Annotated in this window: 11 protein-coding genes; 5 read left to right on the forward strand and 6 right to left on the reverse strand. The window is 63.6% G+C overall.

All coding sequences use genetic code 11. The annotated features are described in order from the left end of the window. Positions 1-48 precede the first annotated feature (48 nt). From D3I60_RS08010 to D3I60_RS08020, 3 genes are all read left to right on the forward strand, one after another. The gene (locus D3I60_RS08010) at positions 49-867 is read left to right on the forward strand and encodes an IclR family transcriptional regulator (protein WP_262775605.1); all 819 of its coding nucleotides are present in this window, start codon (positions 49-51) and stop codon (positions 865-867) included. A gap of 65 nt (positions 868-932) precedes the next feature. Beyond that, the gene (locus D3I60_RS08015) at positions 933-1,883 is read left to right on the forward strand and encodes an AAA family ATPase (protein WP_262775606.1); all 951 of its coding nucleotides are present in this window, start codon (positions 933-935) and stop codon (positions 1,881-1,883) included. Further along, on the forward strand, positions 1,883-3,601 hold the full coding sequence (locus D3I60_RS08020; RefSeq protein ID WP_262775608.1) for a cobaltochelatase CobT-related protein: 1,719 nt from the start codon (positions 1,883-1,885) through the stop codon (positions 3,599-3,601). Before D3I60_RS08015 ends, D3I60_RS08020 begins: the two co-directional genes overlap by 1 nt. 147 nt (positions 3,602-3,748) lie before the next feature. Here the strand turns inward: D3I60_RS08020 and D3I60_RS08025 are convergent, their stop codons facing one another. The 5 genes from D3I60_RS08025 to D3I60_RS08045 form a co-directional block, all read right to left on the reverse strand. Then, positions 3,749-5,317 carry an APC family permease gene (locus tag D3I60_RS08025; RefSeq protein ID WP_262775610.1) on the reverse strand — a complete coding sequence of 523 codons (1,569 nt, stop codon included), beginning with the start codon at positions 5,315-5,317 and terminating at the stop codon, positions 3,749-3,751. A 15-nt stretch (positions 5,318-5,332) separates the two neighbouring features. Continuing rightward, on the reverse strand, positions 5,333-6,445 hold the full coding sequence (locus D3I60_RS08030) for a phosphotransacetylase (protein WP_262775612.1): 1,113 nt from the start codon (positions 6,443-6,445) through the stop codon (positions 5,333-5,335). A gap of 10 nt (positions 6,446-6,455) precedes the next feature. Beyond that, positions 6,456-7,847, reverse strand: a complete 1,392-nt coding sequence (locus D3I60_RS08035; protein WP_262775614.1) for an aspartate aminotransferase family protein — start codon at positions 7,845-7,847, stop codon at positions 6,456-6,458. A gap of 158 nt (positions 7,848-8,005) precedes the next feature. Further along, a complete protein-coding gene (gene pdxR / locus D3I60_RS08040; RefSeq protein ID WP_262775616.1) occupies positions 8,006-9,514 on the reverse strand; it encodes a MocR-like pyridoxine biosynthesis transcription factor PdxR in 1,509 nt (502 codons plus the stop codon). Between the two features lie 12 nt (positions 9,515-9,526). Beyond that, positions 9,527-10,423 (reverse strand): universal stress protein, encoded by an 897-nt coding sequence (locus D3I60_RS08045; RefSeq protein ID WP_262775617.1) that lies wholly within the window; start codon positions 10,421-10,423, stop codon positions 9,527-9,529. Positions 10,424-10,604: 181 nt separating this feature from the next. Between D3I60_RS08045 and D3I60_RS08050 the strand changes: the two genes are divergently transcribed. Next, on the forward strand, positions 10,605-11,540 hold the full coding sequence (locus tag D3I60_RS08050; protein WP_346659558.1) for a patatin-like phospholipase family protein: 936 nt from the start codon (positions 10,605-10,607) through the stop codon (positions 11,538-11,540). 109 nt (positions 11,541-11,649) lie between these two features. Continuing rightward, positions 11,650-13,707 carry a hypothetical protein gene (locus D3I60_RS08055; protein WP_262775619.1) on the forward strand — a complete coding sequence of 686 codons (2,058 nt, stop codon included), beginning with the start codon at positions 11,650-11,652 and terminating at the stop codon, positions 13,705-13,707. A 131-nt stretch (positions 13,708-13,838) separates the two neighbouring features. Here the strand turns inward: D3I60_RS08055 and D3I60_RS08060 are convergent, their stop codons facing one another. Further along, positions 13,839-14,687: a MurR/RpiR family transcriptional regulator gene (locus D3I60_RS08060; protein ID WP_262775620.1), complete on the reverse strand. Its 849-nt coding sequence runs from the start codon at positions 14,685-14,687 to the stop codon at positions 13,839-13,841. Positions 14,688-14,738: the final 51 nt, after the last annotated feature.

Genomic DNA, 14,738 nt, shown 5'->3' on the forward strand with positions numbered 1-14,738 from the left:
GGGAGCGACTGTGGAACAAGGCCGAAGGGGGCCGGGGAGGTAGTGGGAATGGATGACCTGACGGAGCCGCAATTCGACGAACGGGCCTCCCTGGCCGGTGAGACACCCGCGCTGAGGATGGTGTCGCTGTTGGAGTTCATCTCCACCCGCGACCAGATCTTCACCCTCCAATCCCTCGTCGTCCAGACCGGTCTGCCCAAACCCACGCTCCATCGGATGCTGCAGCAGCTCGAAGGCGCGGGACTGCTCATTCGCCACAGCGACGGCCGCCATTACGGCACGGGAACGCGCCTGCGCCGCATGGCCGAGGACGTGCTCCTCAATGACTCGAGGCAGGGGGCACGGCGGATGATCCTGTCACGGCTGTCCGAGGAGATCGGTGAGAGCTGCAACCTCACCGCAGTCTCCGGTGATGAGGTCATCTACCTCGATCGCGTCGAGACCTCACACCCGCTGCGGGTGCATCTCGAAGCCGGCAGCCGCGTGCCGATCCACGCCTCGGCCAGCGGGAAGATGATCGCTTCTCAGTACGGGGAGACGCCGCGCCGCAGGCTGCTGAGCAGTTCACTCTTGAGAGAGTTCACGCCGTACACTCTCACCGACCCGGCAGAGCTCGAGGCCGAACTCGATTCGGCCCGAAGCTGCGGCTATGCCCTCGATCGACAGGAGTACCTCGAGGGCCTCGTCTGCCTCGCGGTGCTCATCCCCACCGATATCGGTCGATCGAATCAGGCCTTGGCGGTCCAGGCTCCCGTGATCCGGAAGTCGATCGACGACCTCGTCGAACTGCTGCCGGTGGTCCAGGAAGCCGCCCAGCGCATGGCCGTTCTCGACGAGATCGACCGTGCCGAGGACAACTCCGCCTGAACAGCGACCGGGGCGGACCGGCCGCCACGTCGAGGCTGAACCACGACCAGGAAAGGACGCCGCTCATGGCCGACGTTTCAACATTGCGAGAACTGTTCGGCATCGATGCCGACATGCCCGTGCCGATGCTCGAGGAGGACAGTGATCTGGTCCCAAGCATCGATGAGAACTACCGCTTCGACCCTGAGGTGACCCGGGCCGTGCTCGCCGGGTTCTCCCACGGATCCCGTGTGCTCGTGCAGGGACTTCACGGGACGGGGAAGTCCACGCACATCGAACAGATCGCCGCCCGCCTCAACTGGCCGCTCATGCGCGTCAATCTGGACGGACAGATCTCCCGGTCCGATCTCGTCGGCAAGGACCAGGTCGTCATCGAGGACGGCCAGCCCCGCACCGCTTTCGAAGAAGGCGTGATCCCTTACGCACTGACGAGGCCGATGGCTTTGGTCTTCGACGAATACGATGCCGGCCGCCCGGAGGTCATGTTCATCATCCAGCGTCTGCTCGAACGCGATGGCCTGTTCACCCTCACCGAGCAGAACCGGGTGATCCGCCCCCACCCGCACTTCCGACTCTTCGCCACGGCGAACACGGTCGGCCTGGGCAACGTCAACGGTCTCTACCACGGAGTCAACCGGCTCAACCAGGCCCAGCTCGATCGGTGGAACATCATCGCCTCACTCGACTACCTCGACCCGGCCGAAGAGCTCCTCGTCGTCACCGGGCAGGTGCCCGAGGCGGCCACCCGCCTGGGGGAGGAGACAGTGGCGACGATGATCGAGGTCGCCCAGCTGACGCGCTGCGGATTCGCCGCGGGCGATGTCTCCGCGCTCATGTCCCCGCGTACGGTCATCTCCTGGGCCGAGAACTCGGTGATCTTCGGCGACGTCGAATTGGCCTTCAGGTTCTCGTTCCTCAACCGCTGCGACGCCACCGAACATCCGCTCGTCGCGGAGTACTACCAGCGCTGCTTCGGCGGTGAGCTCGACCTCGACCAAGCGGCGAGGGCAAGCTGATGACCGTGCACGGCCCGCAGCCATCGACTCAGCGCTCAGACCGGGAGGAAATCGTCCTCGAGCGCCGCCTGGCTGCCGTGTTCCGGGCATTGAGTCAGGATGCCGGGGTCGACCTGTGGGCGCACCGGCCGGCCGATGCGAACGGTCTGCTGCCGATGAACGCGCCCCATCTCTACCCCGATCCCTCCCGATCCGACCTGAGCTCTCTGCGCGGAGCCATAGACGCCATGGCCATGCGCCGGAAGTGGAGCGATCCCGAGCTTCATCGTCAGGCGCTGCCGCAGACCCGCGAAGAGCGCCTCATCGTCGAGATCCTCGAACAGTTCCGGTGCGAGTCCTTGGCCCGGCAGGCAGGAGTTCGAGCCAACCTGTCCCAGAGATACGCGCACTGGCGCAGCGAGTACCTGCGCAGCCGCCTGCACGAGACCCACCTGGGCATGCTGCTGTACACGGTCATCCTCGTCACTCGGTCGGTCCTGACCGGAGAGCCGATCGGTCGGGAGGACTCCGACCTGCTCGAGGAATCCCGGTTCGAACTCTCATCCGAACTCGGGCCCTTCTTCATCCCGCTGCGCAATGCCCGACACGATCAGCAGACCTTCGCCGAGGTGGCCCGCGAACTGGCGCACACGATCGCCGGCCGGATCGCCGCCGTCGAAGAGCGAGAAGGCAAGAGGTCCGGAGCCCGCGAGCGTCGCGCTGCACCGACCCTGCCGCTGGTCTTCGACATCGCCGAGGACCTGTTCGCTCCCGCCCCGGAGGAATCCGGTGGGCAGCTCCACCTCGCCCGCGGCTACCGAGTGTGGACGACGCGATTCGACCGGGAATCGACCATCTCCGAGGTGGTCCGGACGGAGAGTCTGCGAAACGGCCGAACCGCCATCGCCGCGGAAACGGCACGTCGGTCGGTGCCGTTGGCGCCCGTCGTCTCCCGTCTGCACGGTGTCGTCGAGGCGGCGAAGGACGCTCATGAACTCGTCGACTCCGAGGATGGGATCCTCGATCCGTCCCGGCTGACACGGTTGATCACCTCTCCTGGCGATCCGCGCGTCTTCCGTGGACGGTCGCAGCGTGCCGAGACGGATTGCGCCGTGACCTTCCTGCTCGACCTTTCGGGGTCGATGAAACCTCATGCGCTCGGTCTCGGTGCTCTCCTCGACGTGCTCGTCACCGCCCTCGACCGGTTGGATGTGACCACGGAGATCCTCGGGTTCACCACCAGCGCGTGGAACGGCGGACGGGTGCGAAGCGAGTGGAAGAAGGCCGGCTCGCCCGAGCGGCCGGGACGGCTCAACGAAGTCCATCACCTCGTGATCAAGTCCGGGGCATCCTCGTGGCGGCGGACTCGCAATCACCTCGGCGGTCTGCTCAAGACCTCACTGTTCCGGGAGGGCATTGATGCCGAGGCCCTGCGCTGGGCGGTCGGCCGGCTGTACCGCCAGCAGGCGGCGAAGGCGGCCGTGGTCGTCATCAGCGATGGGCTCCCGGCTGATTCTGCGACAGCCGCAGCCAACGATGAGGACTACCTGGCCCGAGATCTCGAGACCACGGTGGCCGACCTGCGACGGACCGGTGGAATCGGGATGCTCGGCGTCGGCATCGGCGCTGACCCCGGCCTCATCTACCCTGCAAGCGTCGAACTCGACGCCGAGTCCCTGGGCGACCGGGAGTCTGTGCGGTCGGTCGTCGACGGACTCCGCACCGTCCTCTCTCGCTGAGCCCACCGCGAGCCGGACGAGGACAACGAGGTTCTTCATCTGGACACCCACCTCGGCGGTCGAACCCGATGACAGCAGTCGGCCCGCTGCCGGTGAGTCCTGGCAGCGGGCCGACCGCTGTGCTGTCCGGGCCAGCCCGGAATCGTCTCAGCCGTCCGTGGCCAGTCCTCCTTCGCGGCGCAGCTGAGCGCGTTCGCTGAACCGAGTGACGGCGGGTCGTTCGTCGCCGAGGACGAGACGATCGACCTGCAGGTCGGTGAGCTTCCTGTTGTGCCGGATGCGGGAGAGGAAGAACACGACACCGATGACGATCCAGACGGCCAGGGCGATGAGCGACTGCGGTCCCAGCGCTCCGGGCGAGCCCGGGATGAGCAGGAGCAGCATGAAGATGATCGCAATGATCGCTCCGACACCGGACAGGACCTTCTTCGTCGTCGAGTACATTCCCGGGAGAGCCTCTGGGTCCTGAGCCTCACGGGTGGGACGGAAGATCCGGAAGGCGCACAGGCAGGTGTAGAGGTAGGCGATGGTCACACCGATCGAGGACATGTCGACGACCCAGGTCAGAGCCGCCCTGCCGAACCAAGGGCTGATGAGGCAGACGATGAGGACGGCGATGATCCCGATGTGCGGGGTCTTGTGCTTCGCATGCAGGCGGGCGAAGATCGGCGGGATCATCTGTGCTCGGCCCATGGCCATGAGCACGCGACTGGCCGAGACGTAGAAGCCGTTGAGGCCGGTGCTCACACCCATGGTGATAGCGATGGCGAGCAGAAGCAGACCCGAGCCGCCGATGACGCCGGTGACGGCATCGGCCGTTCCCCAGGCGGAACCGGAAGTTGCCAGTGCCTGCCACGGTTCGGCCATGGAGACCGAGACGATCATCGCCATGTAGAGGGCGGCAGCTGTGACGATGGCGAGCACGATGAGGCGCAGCGCCTTGGCCGGAGAGAAGTCGAACTCCTCAGCGGCCTGGGGAACATTGTCGAAGCCGATGAATGCCCACGGGGCGATGGCGACGATGGCGATGATCGCGGCGACCGGACTGACGCCATCGGGCAGTGCCGGCGACATATTCGAGAGATGGGTCGTTGGGCTCGCGATGACGGAGATGATGATCGCAGAGACTGCGATGATCATGAGCACACAGGCCCAGTATTGGACCCGACCCGACAGTGCGGTGCCGCGGATATTGAGGATGGCGAAGACGACGAGCGCAGTGATCGAGACGCCGATCTCCGGCAGATAGACATCCCAGCCGGCGACGGTGTACAGATACCCCTGCTCCATCACCGAGGGCATGATCTTCCGGAACAGCAGGGCCAGGGCGGAGGCGTTGAGTGCGACGATGCAGACATAGCCGAGTGTGAGGAACCAGCCGGCGAAGAAGGCATGGACGCGTCCGTAGCCGATGAGTGCGTAGGCGAGCTCACCTCCGGATACGGGGAAGGTGCGGATGAGGAACCCGTAGCTGACGGCGATGATGAGCATGAGGCCGGCGCCGAGGGCGAAGCCGACGAGGGTGCCTAAGGGGCCGCCCATCGCCAGCCAGTCGGTGGGAAGGATGAACGCACCCCACCCGACCGCAGATCCCAGAGCGATGGCGAAGACCCACCGGGGCTTGAGCGTCTTGGCCATCCTCTCCGGCTGTTCACCGTGTGCTCCAGGTGGCGCGGCGGCGACGTTCTCGGTTGGGTTCTCTATTGACTTCGACATGGCACCTTACTTTCGTCACTTCGTTGTGAAGGTATGGGCAGTGGATGTGGTTCGCTGTTGGGCGCTCGCCGCAGGAGTGAGTGCCTGCAGGCACGTGATGAGTCCGACGTTGATGATGTCGGAAACGCTCGCCCCGCGGGAGAGGTCGTTGATCGGGGCCGCGAGTCCTTGGAGCAGCGGGCCGTAGGCGTGTGCTCCGCCGAGGCGTTCGGCGATCTTGTATCCGATGTTGCCCGCGGCGAGGTTCGGGAAGACGAGCACATTCGCGTGGCCGGCGACCGCGGATTCGGGGCATTTCGACTTCGCCACGGATTCGACGATGGCTGCGTCGAACTGGAGTTCACCGTCGACATCGAGGCCGGGGTGGCTGCGGCGGATGTGCTCGGTCGCTGCTCTGACCCGATCGATGTCTGAGTGCTGAGCCGATCCCGCTGTTGAGAACGACAGCATCGCCACGGAGGGCGCCAGGCCGGTGATCGCTGTGAACGTGTGTGCAGTGGCGACAGCGATCGCTGAGAGCTGATGGTCATCGGGGACCGGGACGACCGCGCAATCGCCGAATCCCAGGTAACGTCCGTCGCGCAGGCGCATGAGGAACGAGGAGCTGAGCAGGGGCGCATCCGGAGCGAGACCGACGACGGCCAATCCCGCCCGGATGACATCGGCAGTGGGCCGATCCGCGCCGGCGACGGCGGCTTCAGCCAATCCTTCTTTGACGGCTGCAGCGGCGAGGAAGACAGGGTCGGTCAGCCATTGCGCGGCCAGTTCAGGATGCTTCCTCTGCGCACTGGATCGGATTCGTTCGCCGGCTGGACCGGCCGCGAGGTTCGCCGGGTCTTCGACGGACCATCCGTCGGCGGCGGCGATGCCCAGTCGCTTCGCACGGTGGCGAACCTCATGGGCGTCGCCGATCAGGACGGGTTGGACGCCCGCCTCGGCGAGGGCGCCGGCAGCGCGAAGGACGCGTTCGTCGTGAGACTCGGCGAGGACGATCCTCGGCCGTGGTCCCTCTCCGCACAGGTCGAGCACCCGATCGAGGAGCATCGAGTCGATCGAGATGGACTCGAGCTCGGCTTCGACGGTGGTCTCGGCCGCAGTGCGGTCGTGAGCTGCCGGCGTCTTCAACATCGGTCGATCCTCAGACCGCAGCCGACAGCGTGGAGACGCCGAGGTGCTTGTCGACAGATCCCATGACGTGGTCGACCTTGTCGAGCAGATCATCGAGAACGGCCTGGTCGGCGACGAGAGGCGGAGAGAGGACGAGCATCGTCGCACCGCGGTTGTCGGGGCGGGTGATGAGCCCGACTTCCTTCATCGCCTTCGGGATGACCTCGGTGAGCACCTTCTTCGACGCATCGGGGGTGAGTTCGGCACCGGTGTCTCGGTCGGCCATCATCTCGATGGCGTAGAAGAACCCGGTGCCACGGTATTCCTTGATGCAGCGATAGGAGTCGGTGATCCGATCGAGGCCGTTCTGGAAGTAGGGTGCGAGGCTGCGGACGTTGCCGGGGACATTCTCCTCTTCCAGCGCGATGAGGTTGGCGGTGGCGACCGCGGTGGCCACCGGATGACCACCCCAGGTGGCTCCGTGGGTGAAAGTCCCGGCATCGGGCGAGTCGAGAAGGGCCTCTGCAAGCGGCTTGCGGATGATGACTCCGCCGAGGGGCATGTAGCCCGAGGTCGAACCCTTGGCGAAGGTGATGAGGTCGGGCACGACGTCGAATTTGATCGAACCGAACCATTCGCCCAGCCGACCGAATCCGGTGATCACTTCGTCGGCGACGAGGAGGATTCCGTGTTCGTCGCAGATCTTCCGCAGCTCCTGCCAGTAGCCCTCCGGCGGTACGAGTGCTCCGCGCGAGTTCTGGACGGGCTCCGCGAAGAGCGCGGCGAAGGTGTCTCCGCCTTCCCGTTCGATGAGTTCTCTGATGGCCTGGATCGAGGGCAGGTCGGCGGCGGTGCCCCCGGCAGGGACCTCTTCGCCGAGCGTGTTCGGCACGTGGAAGACTCCGGGCATGAGCTCGCCGAAAGGCTCCTTGTAGGCGGGGATGCCCGTGACGGCGAGGGCGCCGAGGGTGGTGCCGTGGTAGGCCATGTCCCGGGCGATGATCTTCGTGCGTTCGGGCTGTCCCTGGGAACGGTGGTACTGGCGTGCGAACTTCACGGCGGACTCAACGGCCTCGGAACCCGAATTGACGAAGAAGACGGTGTCGAGGTCGCCGGGGGCGTGGCCGGCGATGCGGGTCGCCGCATCCACGGCTGCGGGATGGGCCGAACCCCAGTTCGTCCAGTACGCGAGCTTGCTCATCTGCTCATAGGCGGCCCGGGGAATATCCTGTCGCCCGTGGCCGATGTTCGCACAGAACAGGCCGGCCAGACCGTCGAGGTACCGGTCGCCTCGTTCGTCGATGAGGTAACTTCCGTGCCCTTCGACGATGATCGGAAGATCGTCGTCATTCCACACTTTGCCGGTGGTGAAGTGGGGAAAAAGATGCTGCTGGGCACGATTTGCATAATCCGAGATCGTCACGCGAACCCTCCATTCGAACTGTCTGGGTCGGTACGTCGAGGCGTCCCGACTCCGGCAACTCCGTCGTTGGAGCGCCTGACATCACTCTCGCGACTATCTGGTTCCCAATGAAGACCCAGTCCGATATGACTTCTTTGGTGCCAGATGTCAGTGGCGGTTCAGCGGTCCCCGATGACGGCGTCGATCGCCTCGGCGAGGATCCGCACACCGGGTTCGATGGATTCGAGGTCGATGGCCGCGAAGCCGAGTCGGAAGTTGTTGCGGTGGGCATCGGGGGAGAGGAAGAACGGATCGCCGCGTTCGATCACGACGCCTCGACGCTGGCATTCGTCAGCGAGGATGCTCGCGTCGAGATGCGCGGGCGCTTGGATCCAGACACTGACCCCGCCGGCAGGGAAGGGAACGGACCAGGGAAGGTGTGCGTCGAGCGCAGCAGCGAGCGTCTCCCATTTCTTACGCAGCTGGGTGCGGCGTCGCGAAATCGTGCGGTGGTATTGGCCGGATTCGATGAGCAGCGCCATGGCGCGTTGGGTGTGTCCCGGGACGTGGCGGATGGAATAGCGCCGGTGTCGGCGCATGCGTCTGATGAGTTCGGGTTCCGCAACGATGTAGCCCAGTCGCAGGCCTGGGGCGAGGAATTTGGAGAATGAGCCCAGATATATCACATGCTCGGAGCCCGGCAGGGCTTTGAGCGCGGGAGTGGGTTTGCCTCGGTAGCGGAATTCCGAATCGTAGTCGTCTTCGATGATGAGTGAGTCCGTGTCACGCATGTGGGTCAGGAGCTGAGTTCGACGGGACGAATCGAGCGTGACGTTGGTGGGGCTGTGATGGCTGGGGGTGACGTAGACGAGGTCAAGCCGGTCGGACGGTGGGATCATGCCCCGATTGTCGACTTTCAAGGGGAACAGCTGACCGCCGACGCGGGCGAAGGCATGTTTGGCGTCGACGTATCCGGGATCTTCGACGCCGACGGTGGTATCCGGGCCGACGAGCAGCTGTGCCAGGAGGTCGAGCCCCTGTTGGGAACCCGCTGTGATGAGGACGTTCTCGGCATCGACATGGATTCCGCGGCTCGGCAGAACGCGCTGGCACAGCAACTTGACCAGCAGCGGATCATCTTCGTCGATGGCGTCGCGGACAGAGTACTGAAGATGCACGGGTTCCATGGCGGTGCGCAGCGCCTTGGCCCAGGCGAGTCGGGGGAACTCGTCGGGGTCCACTTGTCCGGCGACGAATGGGTACGGGTAGGTCTGCCAGTTCTTCGTCTTCGTGATCTCCGGCAGGTGGATGTCGCGGACAGGTCTGATCTTCTGCTCCCAATCGATGGAACCGGCGGCAGGTTCCGATCCCTCCTCCTCATGGCGGCGCTCGGCGAGCAGCCGGCTGTTGACGAAGTGACCGCTGCGCGGACGGGCTTCGATGAGTCCGGTGGCGACAAGCTCCTGGACGGCAGCGTTGACGGTATTGCGTGAGAGCCCGAGTTCATTTGCCAGGTCTCGTGATGACGGGAGCGCCACATCAGGGCTGTACGCACCGGAGAGGATCTGGTGCTCGAGCGCCTTGCGGAGCTGCCGATAGAGCGGTTCTTTCGAATTCGGAGTGATCTCGATCGGTGATCGGGCGGGGGAGTCGTGTGCGGGTGCGATGTTGTGGTCGTGGGAGGTCATGGGTGTCGCAGCTCAGACGGAGAGGTCTTTGTCGGGAGCGATGTCGGGCGCGGGGTAGCGAGGGACGACGACCATCGGGACCGGGAGGCTGCGCAGCATCTTGTTCGCGGTCGTGCCGAGGAAGATGGATCGGCTTCTGGCTAGCCGGCTGGAGCCGATGAGAACGATTTCGCCGTCATCCCAGGTGAGTTTGTCGATGGCTGATTCGATGGAACGGCCCTCGGCGACATCGACCATGACCTCTGTGGCGTCGTCGACGGACTGGGAGGCGCGCAGGAGCAGTTTCTTCGCATGTGTACGGGCCGCCTCGGCGCTCTCTTCGGTTCCGGTGTGGGAGTCGAGGCCGATGAGCGAGATCAACCTCAACGGCACGTCGTGCCGGACCGAGGACTGGACGGCGACGTTGAGAGCCACTTCGGCGCCGGGACGAGTGCCGAGGGCACAGGTGAGGCGGGTGAGGCGGCTGGGAGGCAGGTAGCCGGAAGGGGCCAGAGCGACCGGAACGGGGGAGACGTGGAGGAGCGCATTGGCCACGGAACCGACAGTGAAGCGCCGGAGGGGGCCGTGACTGGCCGCACCGACGACGATGAGATCGCAGGGACGCGTGGTGGCGACGTCGATGAGGCCCGCTGCCATGGAATCGGCGAAATGGACCGAGGTCGTCGAGTGGATGGACTTCGGAACGAGGTCGTGCGTTTTGGCCAGCCATTGTTCGGCCTCGCCGAGGCAGAATTTCTGGTACTCCCGTTCAGGTTTCGACGCTGTCCGCTCCGGCGGGGATCCGCGGAGGACATGGACGAGGTCGAGTTCGACGGGGTGGGACGACAGTGTCGACTGGGCCAGGGCGAGGGCGAGGGAGACCGCGTCACGTCCGCGTCTGTCCATGGTGATGCCGACGACGTAGCGCATGAAGTCTCCTTCGACTCGAATCGTTCCGTGGCGGGTGAGGCCGCCGTGTTGACTATAGGACAGTCGGACGAGGGCGGACAACGCGGGTTGAGCGGATGACGCCCGGCGTCGAATTCTTCTCAGCCGAGCCGTCGATTACCGATGAGTAATCAGCTGGTCGATTTTCGTTAGGATGGCGACTATGACGAATGCTGGACAGGTGGCGAATGCTGAGACCACGCGGATCGAAGACACTGCTCTGATCTTCGAAGGTGGTGGCATGCGAGCCTCGCTGACCAGCGCCATGGTCGTCACTCTGCTCAAGGCCGGTCTGTCTTTTGACTGGGTCGCTGGAATCAGTGCCGGCGCTTCGAACACCGTGAACTATCTTTCCGGGGATGCATGGCGCGCTCGCCGGTCTTTCGTGGAGTTCGCTGCCGATGAGCAATTCGGGGGACTGCGCTATTTTGCACGCGGGCAGGGCATGTTCAATGCGGAGTACATCTATCAGCGGGCAGGCGGGCCCAACGAGGCGTTGCCCTTCGACTGGGAAGCGTTCCAGGCGAGCAAGGGGGATATGCGGATCATCGGCTTCGACGCGGAATCCGGTGATGATGTGGTGTGGTCGAAGGAGGATACTCCGCGCATCGATGACCTGATGATCCGTGTGCGTGCGTCGTCGACGATGCCGGGCCTCATGCCGCCCGTCCACCTTGATGGGCACGTGTACGTCGACGGTGCGATGGGGGCGGACGGTGGAATCGCGTTGAGCCAGGCTCAACGCGAGGGGTTCGAGAAGTTCGTCATCGTGCTTACCCAGGAGCGGTCGTACCGGAAGGCACCGCAGCGATTCCCTGCGGTCTATCGCGGCATCTTCCGAAAGTATCCGACGCTGGCCGATGCCTTGTTGACTCGGTGGAAGCGGTACAACGAGACGCGTGAACAGATCTTTGCTCTCGAGGAAGAAGGTAAAGCGCATGTGTTTGCTCCCGAACGCATGCCGGTCGACAACAGCACCCGCGATCTCTCGCGTCTGGCTGCCGCTCATCGGATGGGGTTGTCGCAATCGCGCCGGGAGTTGCCTGAAATCCGGGAGTTCGTGGGTATGTCAGGTAGTGCAGTGTCATCGAGTCGATGATGACGTGGGCTCCTTGAAATCGTCGATGACAATTGCGATCTGACAATATTCCAGACTTGCACTACATGTAACGTAGTTGCGTCACGGGCTCCTGCTAGATTCTCTGAGTATGAGCGACCACCCATATTCTCGTGAATCACAGCTGCCCCCGCCCGAACAGGGTGCTGCGAAGAAATCGAAATCCAGCCCCGTCCTGCTCGGCGTTGCCGCAGTCGCGGTCGTGGCGCTCATCGCCGGAGCTTCCTTCGCCTTCTTCTCCCGGTACAACCCATTCGGTGACCCGGAGCCCGACTACGCTCAGACTCCCAACCAGTCCGATGTCATGGACTTCAGCGGATTAGGCCAGGATATGCATCTCAACGGCGCCCCGCTGACCGCCGACGCGGGTAAGACCTCCCCAGAAATCCTGCGGTTCATCGGCTCGACCACATCGATTCTCACCAGAGTGGGCGACGGTGATCAGCCCGCTTGGACGGTCTCGATCCCGCACCAGGACATCGACACCGGCGAGACCGAGCCACTCGACGAAGCCCTCGACCCGGACTCCACCGAAGACATCTCCGATGACGGGAAAAAGCTGGCGGGTACCCCCACCGCATGCCGAGTCTCCGGCGAGGTTGTCCAGTGCGGGGACCGAGCGGTCGCACTCAGCGACGGGTCGATGACGACAGCTGAGAGCAAGGCCGATGTCGACCCCGATCCCGCATCGTCGAGGGTTCCTCTCGACGTCGATGATGAAGGAACAGTGACCGGGCCGGACGATCAGACCTATGATGGTCTGAGCCTCGATCCTGATGCTCATGCCTCGATGATCGCCGGTGCACAGGCGGGGGAGACCGGACCGTGGGTGGTCTCCGATGGTCAGACTCTTGCCGCCGTCGATTCCGACAGCGTTCTGTGGACGCAGGACCTCGAACCCTCCGCCGCCGAGGTGACCGGACTCGGAGACAAACGCGTCGCCCCGTCGTGGGCGGTCGTCGACAGTGTTCTCATCATCGGCACCTCGGACGGGGTGAAAGGCCTCGACGCCTCGACCAGTGACCAACTGTGGGGCGTTTCCGCTCCGGCCGACGGATTCGCGGTCGCCGGCAGTAAGCTGCGCATCCAGCATGACGGAGCAGTGAGCTCGTTCGACTTCATGGACTCTGCGGATGACGAATCGGTGGCAGCGGATAAGGGATTCGATGAAAGCATCTCGGCCCTGCCGACGCCGAATCTTCCGTCAGAGGACGATATCCGGAACGCGAAGCTTGAGGTCCCTCCTGCCTGTTCAGACTTAACTATGGCTGAGGGGGCGAAGCAGGATTTCACGGACGGTAAGACCGCAGAAGGAGAGTACGGCGAATCGATTGCCATCAATGACGTGACAACATCGTTGGCCGCACCGAAGCCGATGGTCGCGATCGACTTCGTCTGCTATCCGGGTGGGAACTGGGTGACGGATTCGGTCGGTATCTATGACCAGAAGCTCGACCTAGTCACCTCGATCGAACCCTGGAGTGCAGATTCGGACGTCCAAAAGCTTGCCGACTTCAACCGGAGCATCGTCTCTGCGGTCGATATGACCGGGCCCTATATGACAGCGACGGTGAACAATATCGCCGTCTTCGGGAACGAGGATTACAACGCCGCAGAACGCACGGCGGAAGCAGAGCTGCGTTTCGCGTGGACCAAGGGAGGTTACGAACCTCAGGATGTGCTGTTCACCGCCGACGGAGCGACCGTCCGGGTCCCGGAAGTCGAAGAGGTTCAGAAGTTCGTCGATGCGGCCGCGAAAGGCGACGACGACACTGCCGGTGCGATGGCTACTGATGCGGTGATGCGGGACTTGGACACAATCATCGGGGATGCGTCAGCGAATCCACCGATGACCTATCGAGAACTGGCTCTCCATGACGGGACCGAAGTGGATACCTGCGAACTCATCGGAGTAGTGGACGAGGAATACGGAGACTACACCATGAGCAATGGTGTCGGCCTGATGGAGGGAATCGGCGGCTTCGGGACCGATTCCATCGAAGCCGGCGACGTCATCTGCGGGCTCAAAGGACCAGGCGAGACGATCGACCCGGACGATGAAGGCAGTTGGTACGCAGCGCACCTGCTATTGAAGGGTAATGAGACTGGAGCAGTCAAGGTGTATTCGGTGTCTTCGTACACCGGGTGACCTTTGCGGAAACAGCGGAACGAACACTGAAAAATTGGATCAATCCAGTCGGCTGATAAGTAGGCATCTGGAACACCTGAGGCACAGTCAGACGCCGGTGTCCGGCCGCTCTGATCAATTAAAAGGGAGTGTCAGTCGCTGATCACCGCCTGAGTTCGGGACCACATGGACTGGAGCTCTTCGAGCATCGCTGCCGATCGTGTGGTGTCTACGTTGGCGATTGCCCCGACGATGCACTGTGCGACACTGACCGCGCACGTCACCGAGGCCATTGGGCCGAGGCCCTCGGACGGGACCAGGATGAGCTGATCGGCGAGTTCGGCCAGCTGAGAGTGCTGGTCGGCGATGACGATGAGTCGGACGCCTCGTTCCTTGGCAATTTCGCACAACGGCAGGATGCTCGCACTCGTCTTCCAGATCGAGAAGGTGATGAGGCAGTCATCGGGTTTGAGCCTGCGGACATCGTTGATCATGTGGGTTGCTGCACCGTCGCTGAGTGAGACGTTGTAGCCCAGGCCCTGCGCGTTGTGCGCCAAGATGGCTCCCGGAGCAACATAGGCGCCCGTGGCGAGGATCGTCGTCGTCGGTGCTTCGGCGATCATCGTTGCGATTGTGGTCACCGATTCTTCGGATAGAGACTCGGCAAGGAGTCCGAGCAACTCGATGTCCTTGCCGATCGACGTCCCGGGCTGCCCCAGGCCGGCCTCGGTGTTGCGAACAAAATGTTTGTCGGCATCCAATGAGGACAGGAATCGGTTTCTGATCTCCGTTGACAGTTCCGACCAGCCTGTGAAGTCGATGGCCTGTGCGGCTCTGACGACGGTGGCGACGTTCACCCCGGCCACTTCGGCGAGAGCTGCCGCGCTGCAGTACGACGCCATCTCGGGGTCGTTGGCGATGGCCTTGAGCACAGACCTCGTTCCGGGGGAGAGTCTGCGCTGAGACATGAGATGTTCGAGCCATGTCGCGATGATTTTCACTCTAAGTCTCCTATTGCAATGAACGTTGCGATCTGATTGTATACGAGGTGT

The organism is Brevibacterium permense (genome assembly GCF_025506275.1).
Classification (GTDB): Bacteria; Actinomycetota; Actinomycetes; order Actinomycetales; family Brevibacteriaceae; genus Brevibacterium; species Brevibacterium permense_A.

What these genes read in the sequence shown, in the direction of transcription:
- pdxR (WP_262775616.1), bottom strand. Translation starts at nt 9,514, where the DNA reads ATGACCTCCCACGACCACAACATCGCACCCGCACACGACTCCCCCGCC.
- D3I60_RS08045 (WP_262775617.1), bottom strand. Translation starts at nt 10,423, where the DNA reads ATGCGCTACGTCGTCGGCATCACCATGGACAGACGCGGACGTGACGCG.
- D3I60_RS08025 (WP_262775610.1), bottom strand. Translation starts at nt 5,317, where the DNA reads ATGTCGAAGTCAATAGAGAACCCAACCGAGAACGTCGCCGCCGCGCCA.
- D3I60_RS08015 (WP_262775606.1), top strand. Translation starts at nt 933, where the DNA reads ATGGCCGACGTTTCAACATTGCGAGAACTGTTCGGCATCGATGCCGAC.
- D3I60_RS08020 (WP_262775608.1), top strand. Translation starts at nt 1,883, where the DNA reads ATGACCGTGCACGGCCCGCAGCCATCGACTCAGCGCTCAGACCGGGAG.
- D3I60_RS08050 (WP_346659558.1), top strand. Translation starts at nt 10,605, where the DNA reads ATGACGAATGCTGGACAGGTGGCGAATGCTGAGACCACGCGGATCGAA.
- D3I60_RS08055 (WP_262775619.1), top strand. Translation starts at nt 11,650, where the DNA reads ATGAGCGACCACCCATATTCTCGTGAATCACAGCTGCCCCCGCCCGAA.
- D3I60_RS08010 (WP_262775605.1), top strand. Translation starts at nt 49, where the DNA reads ATGGATGACCTGACGGAGCCGCAATTCGACGAACGGGCCTCCCTGGCC.
- D3I60_RS08030 (WP_262775612.1), bottom strand. Translation starts at nt 6,445, where the DNA reads ATGTTGAAGACGCCGGCAGCTCACGACCGCACTGCGGCCGAGACCACC.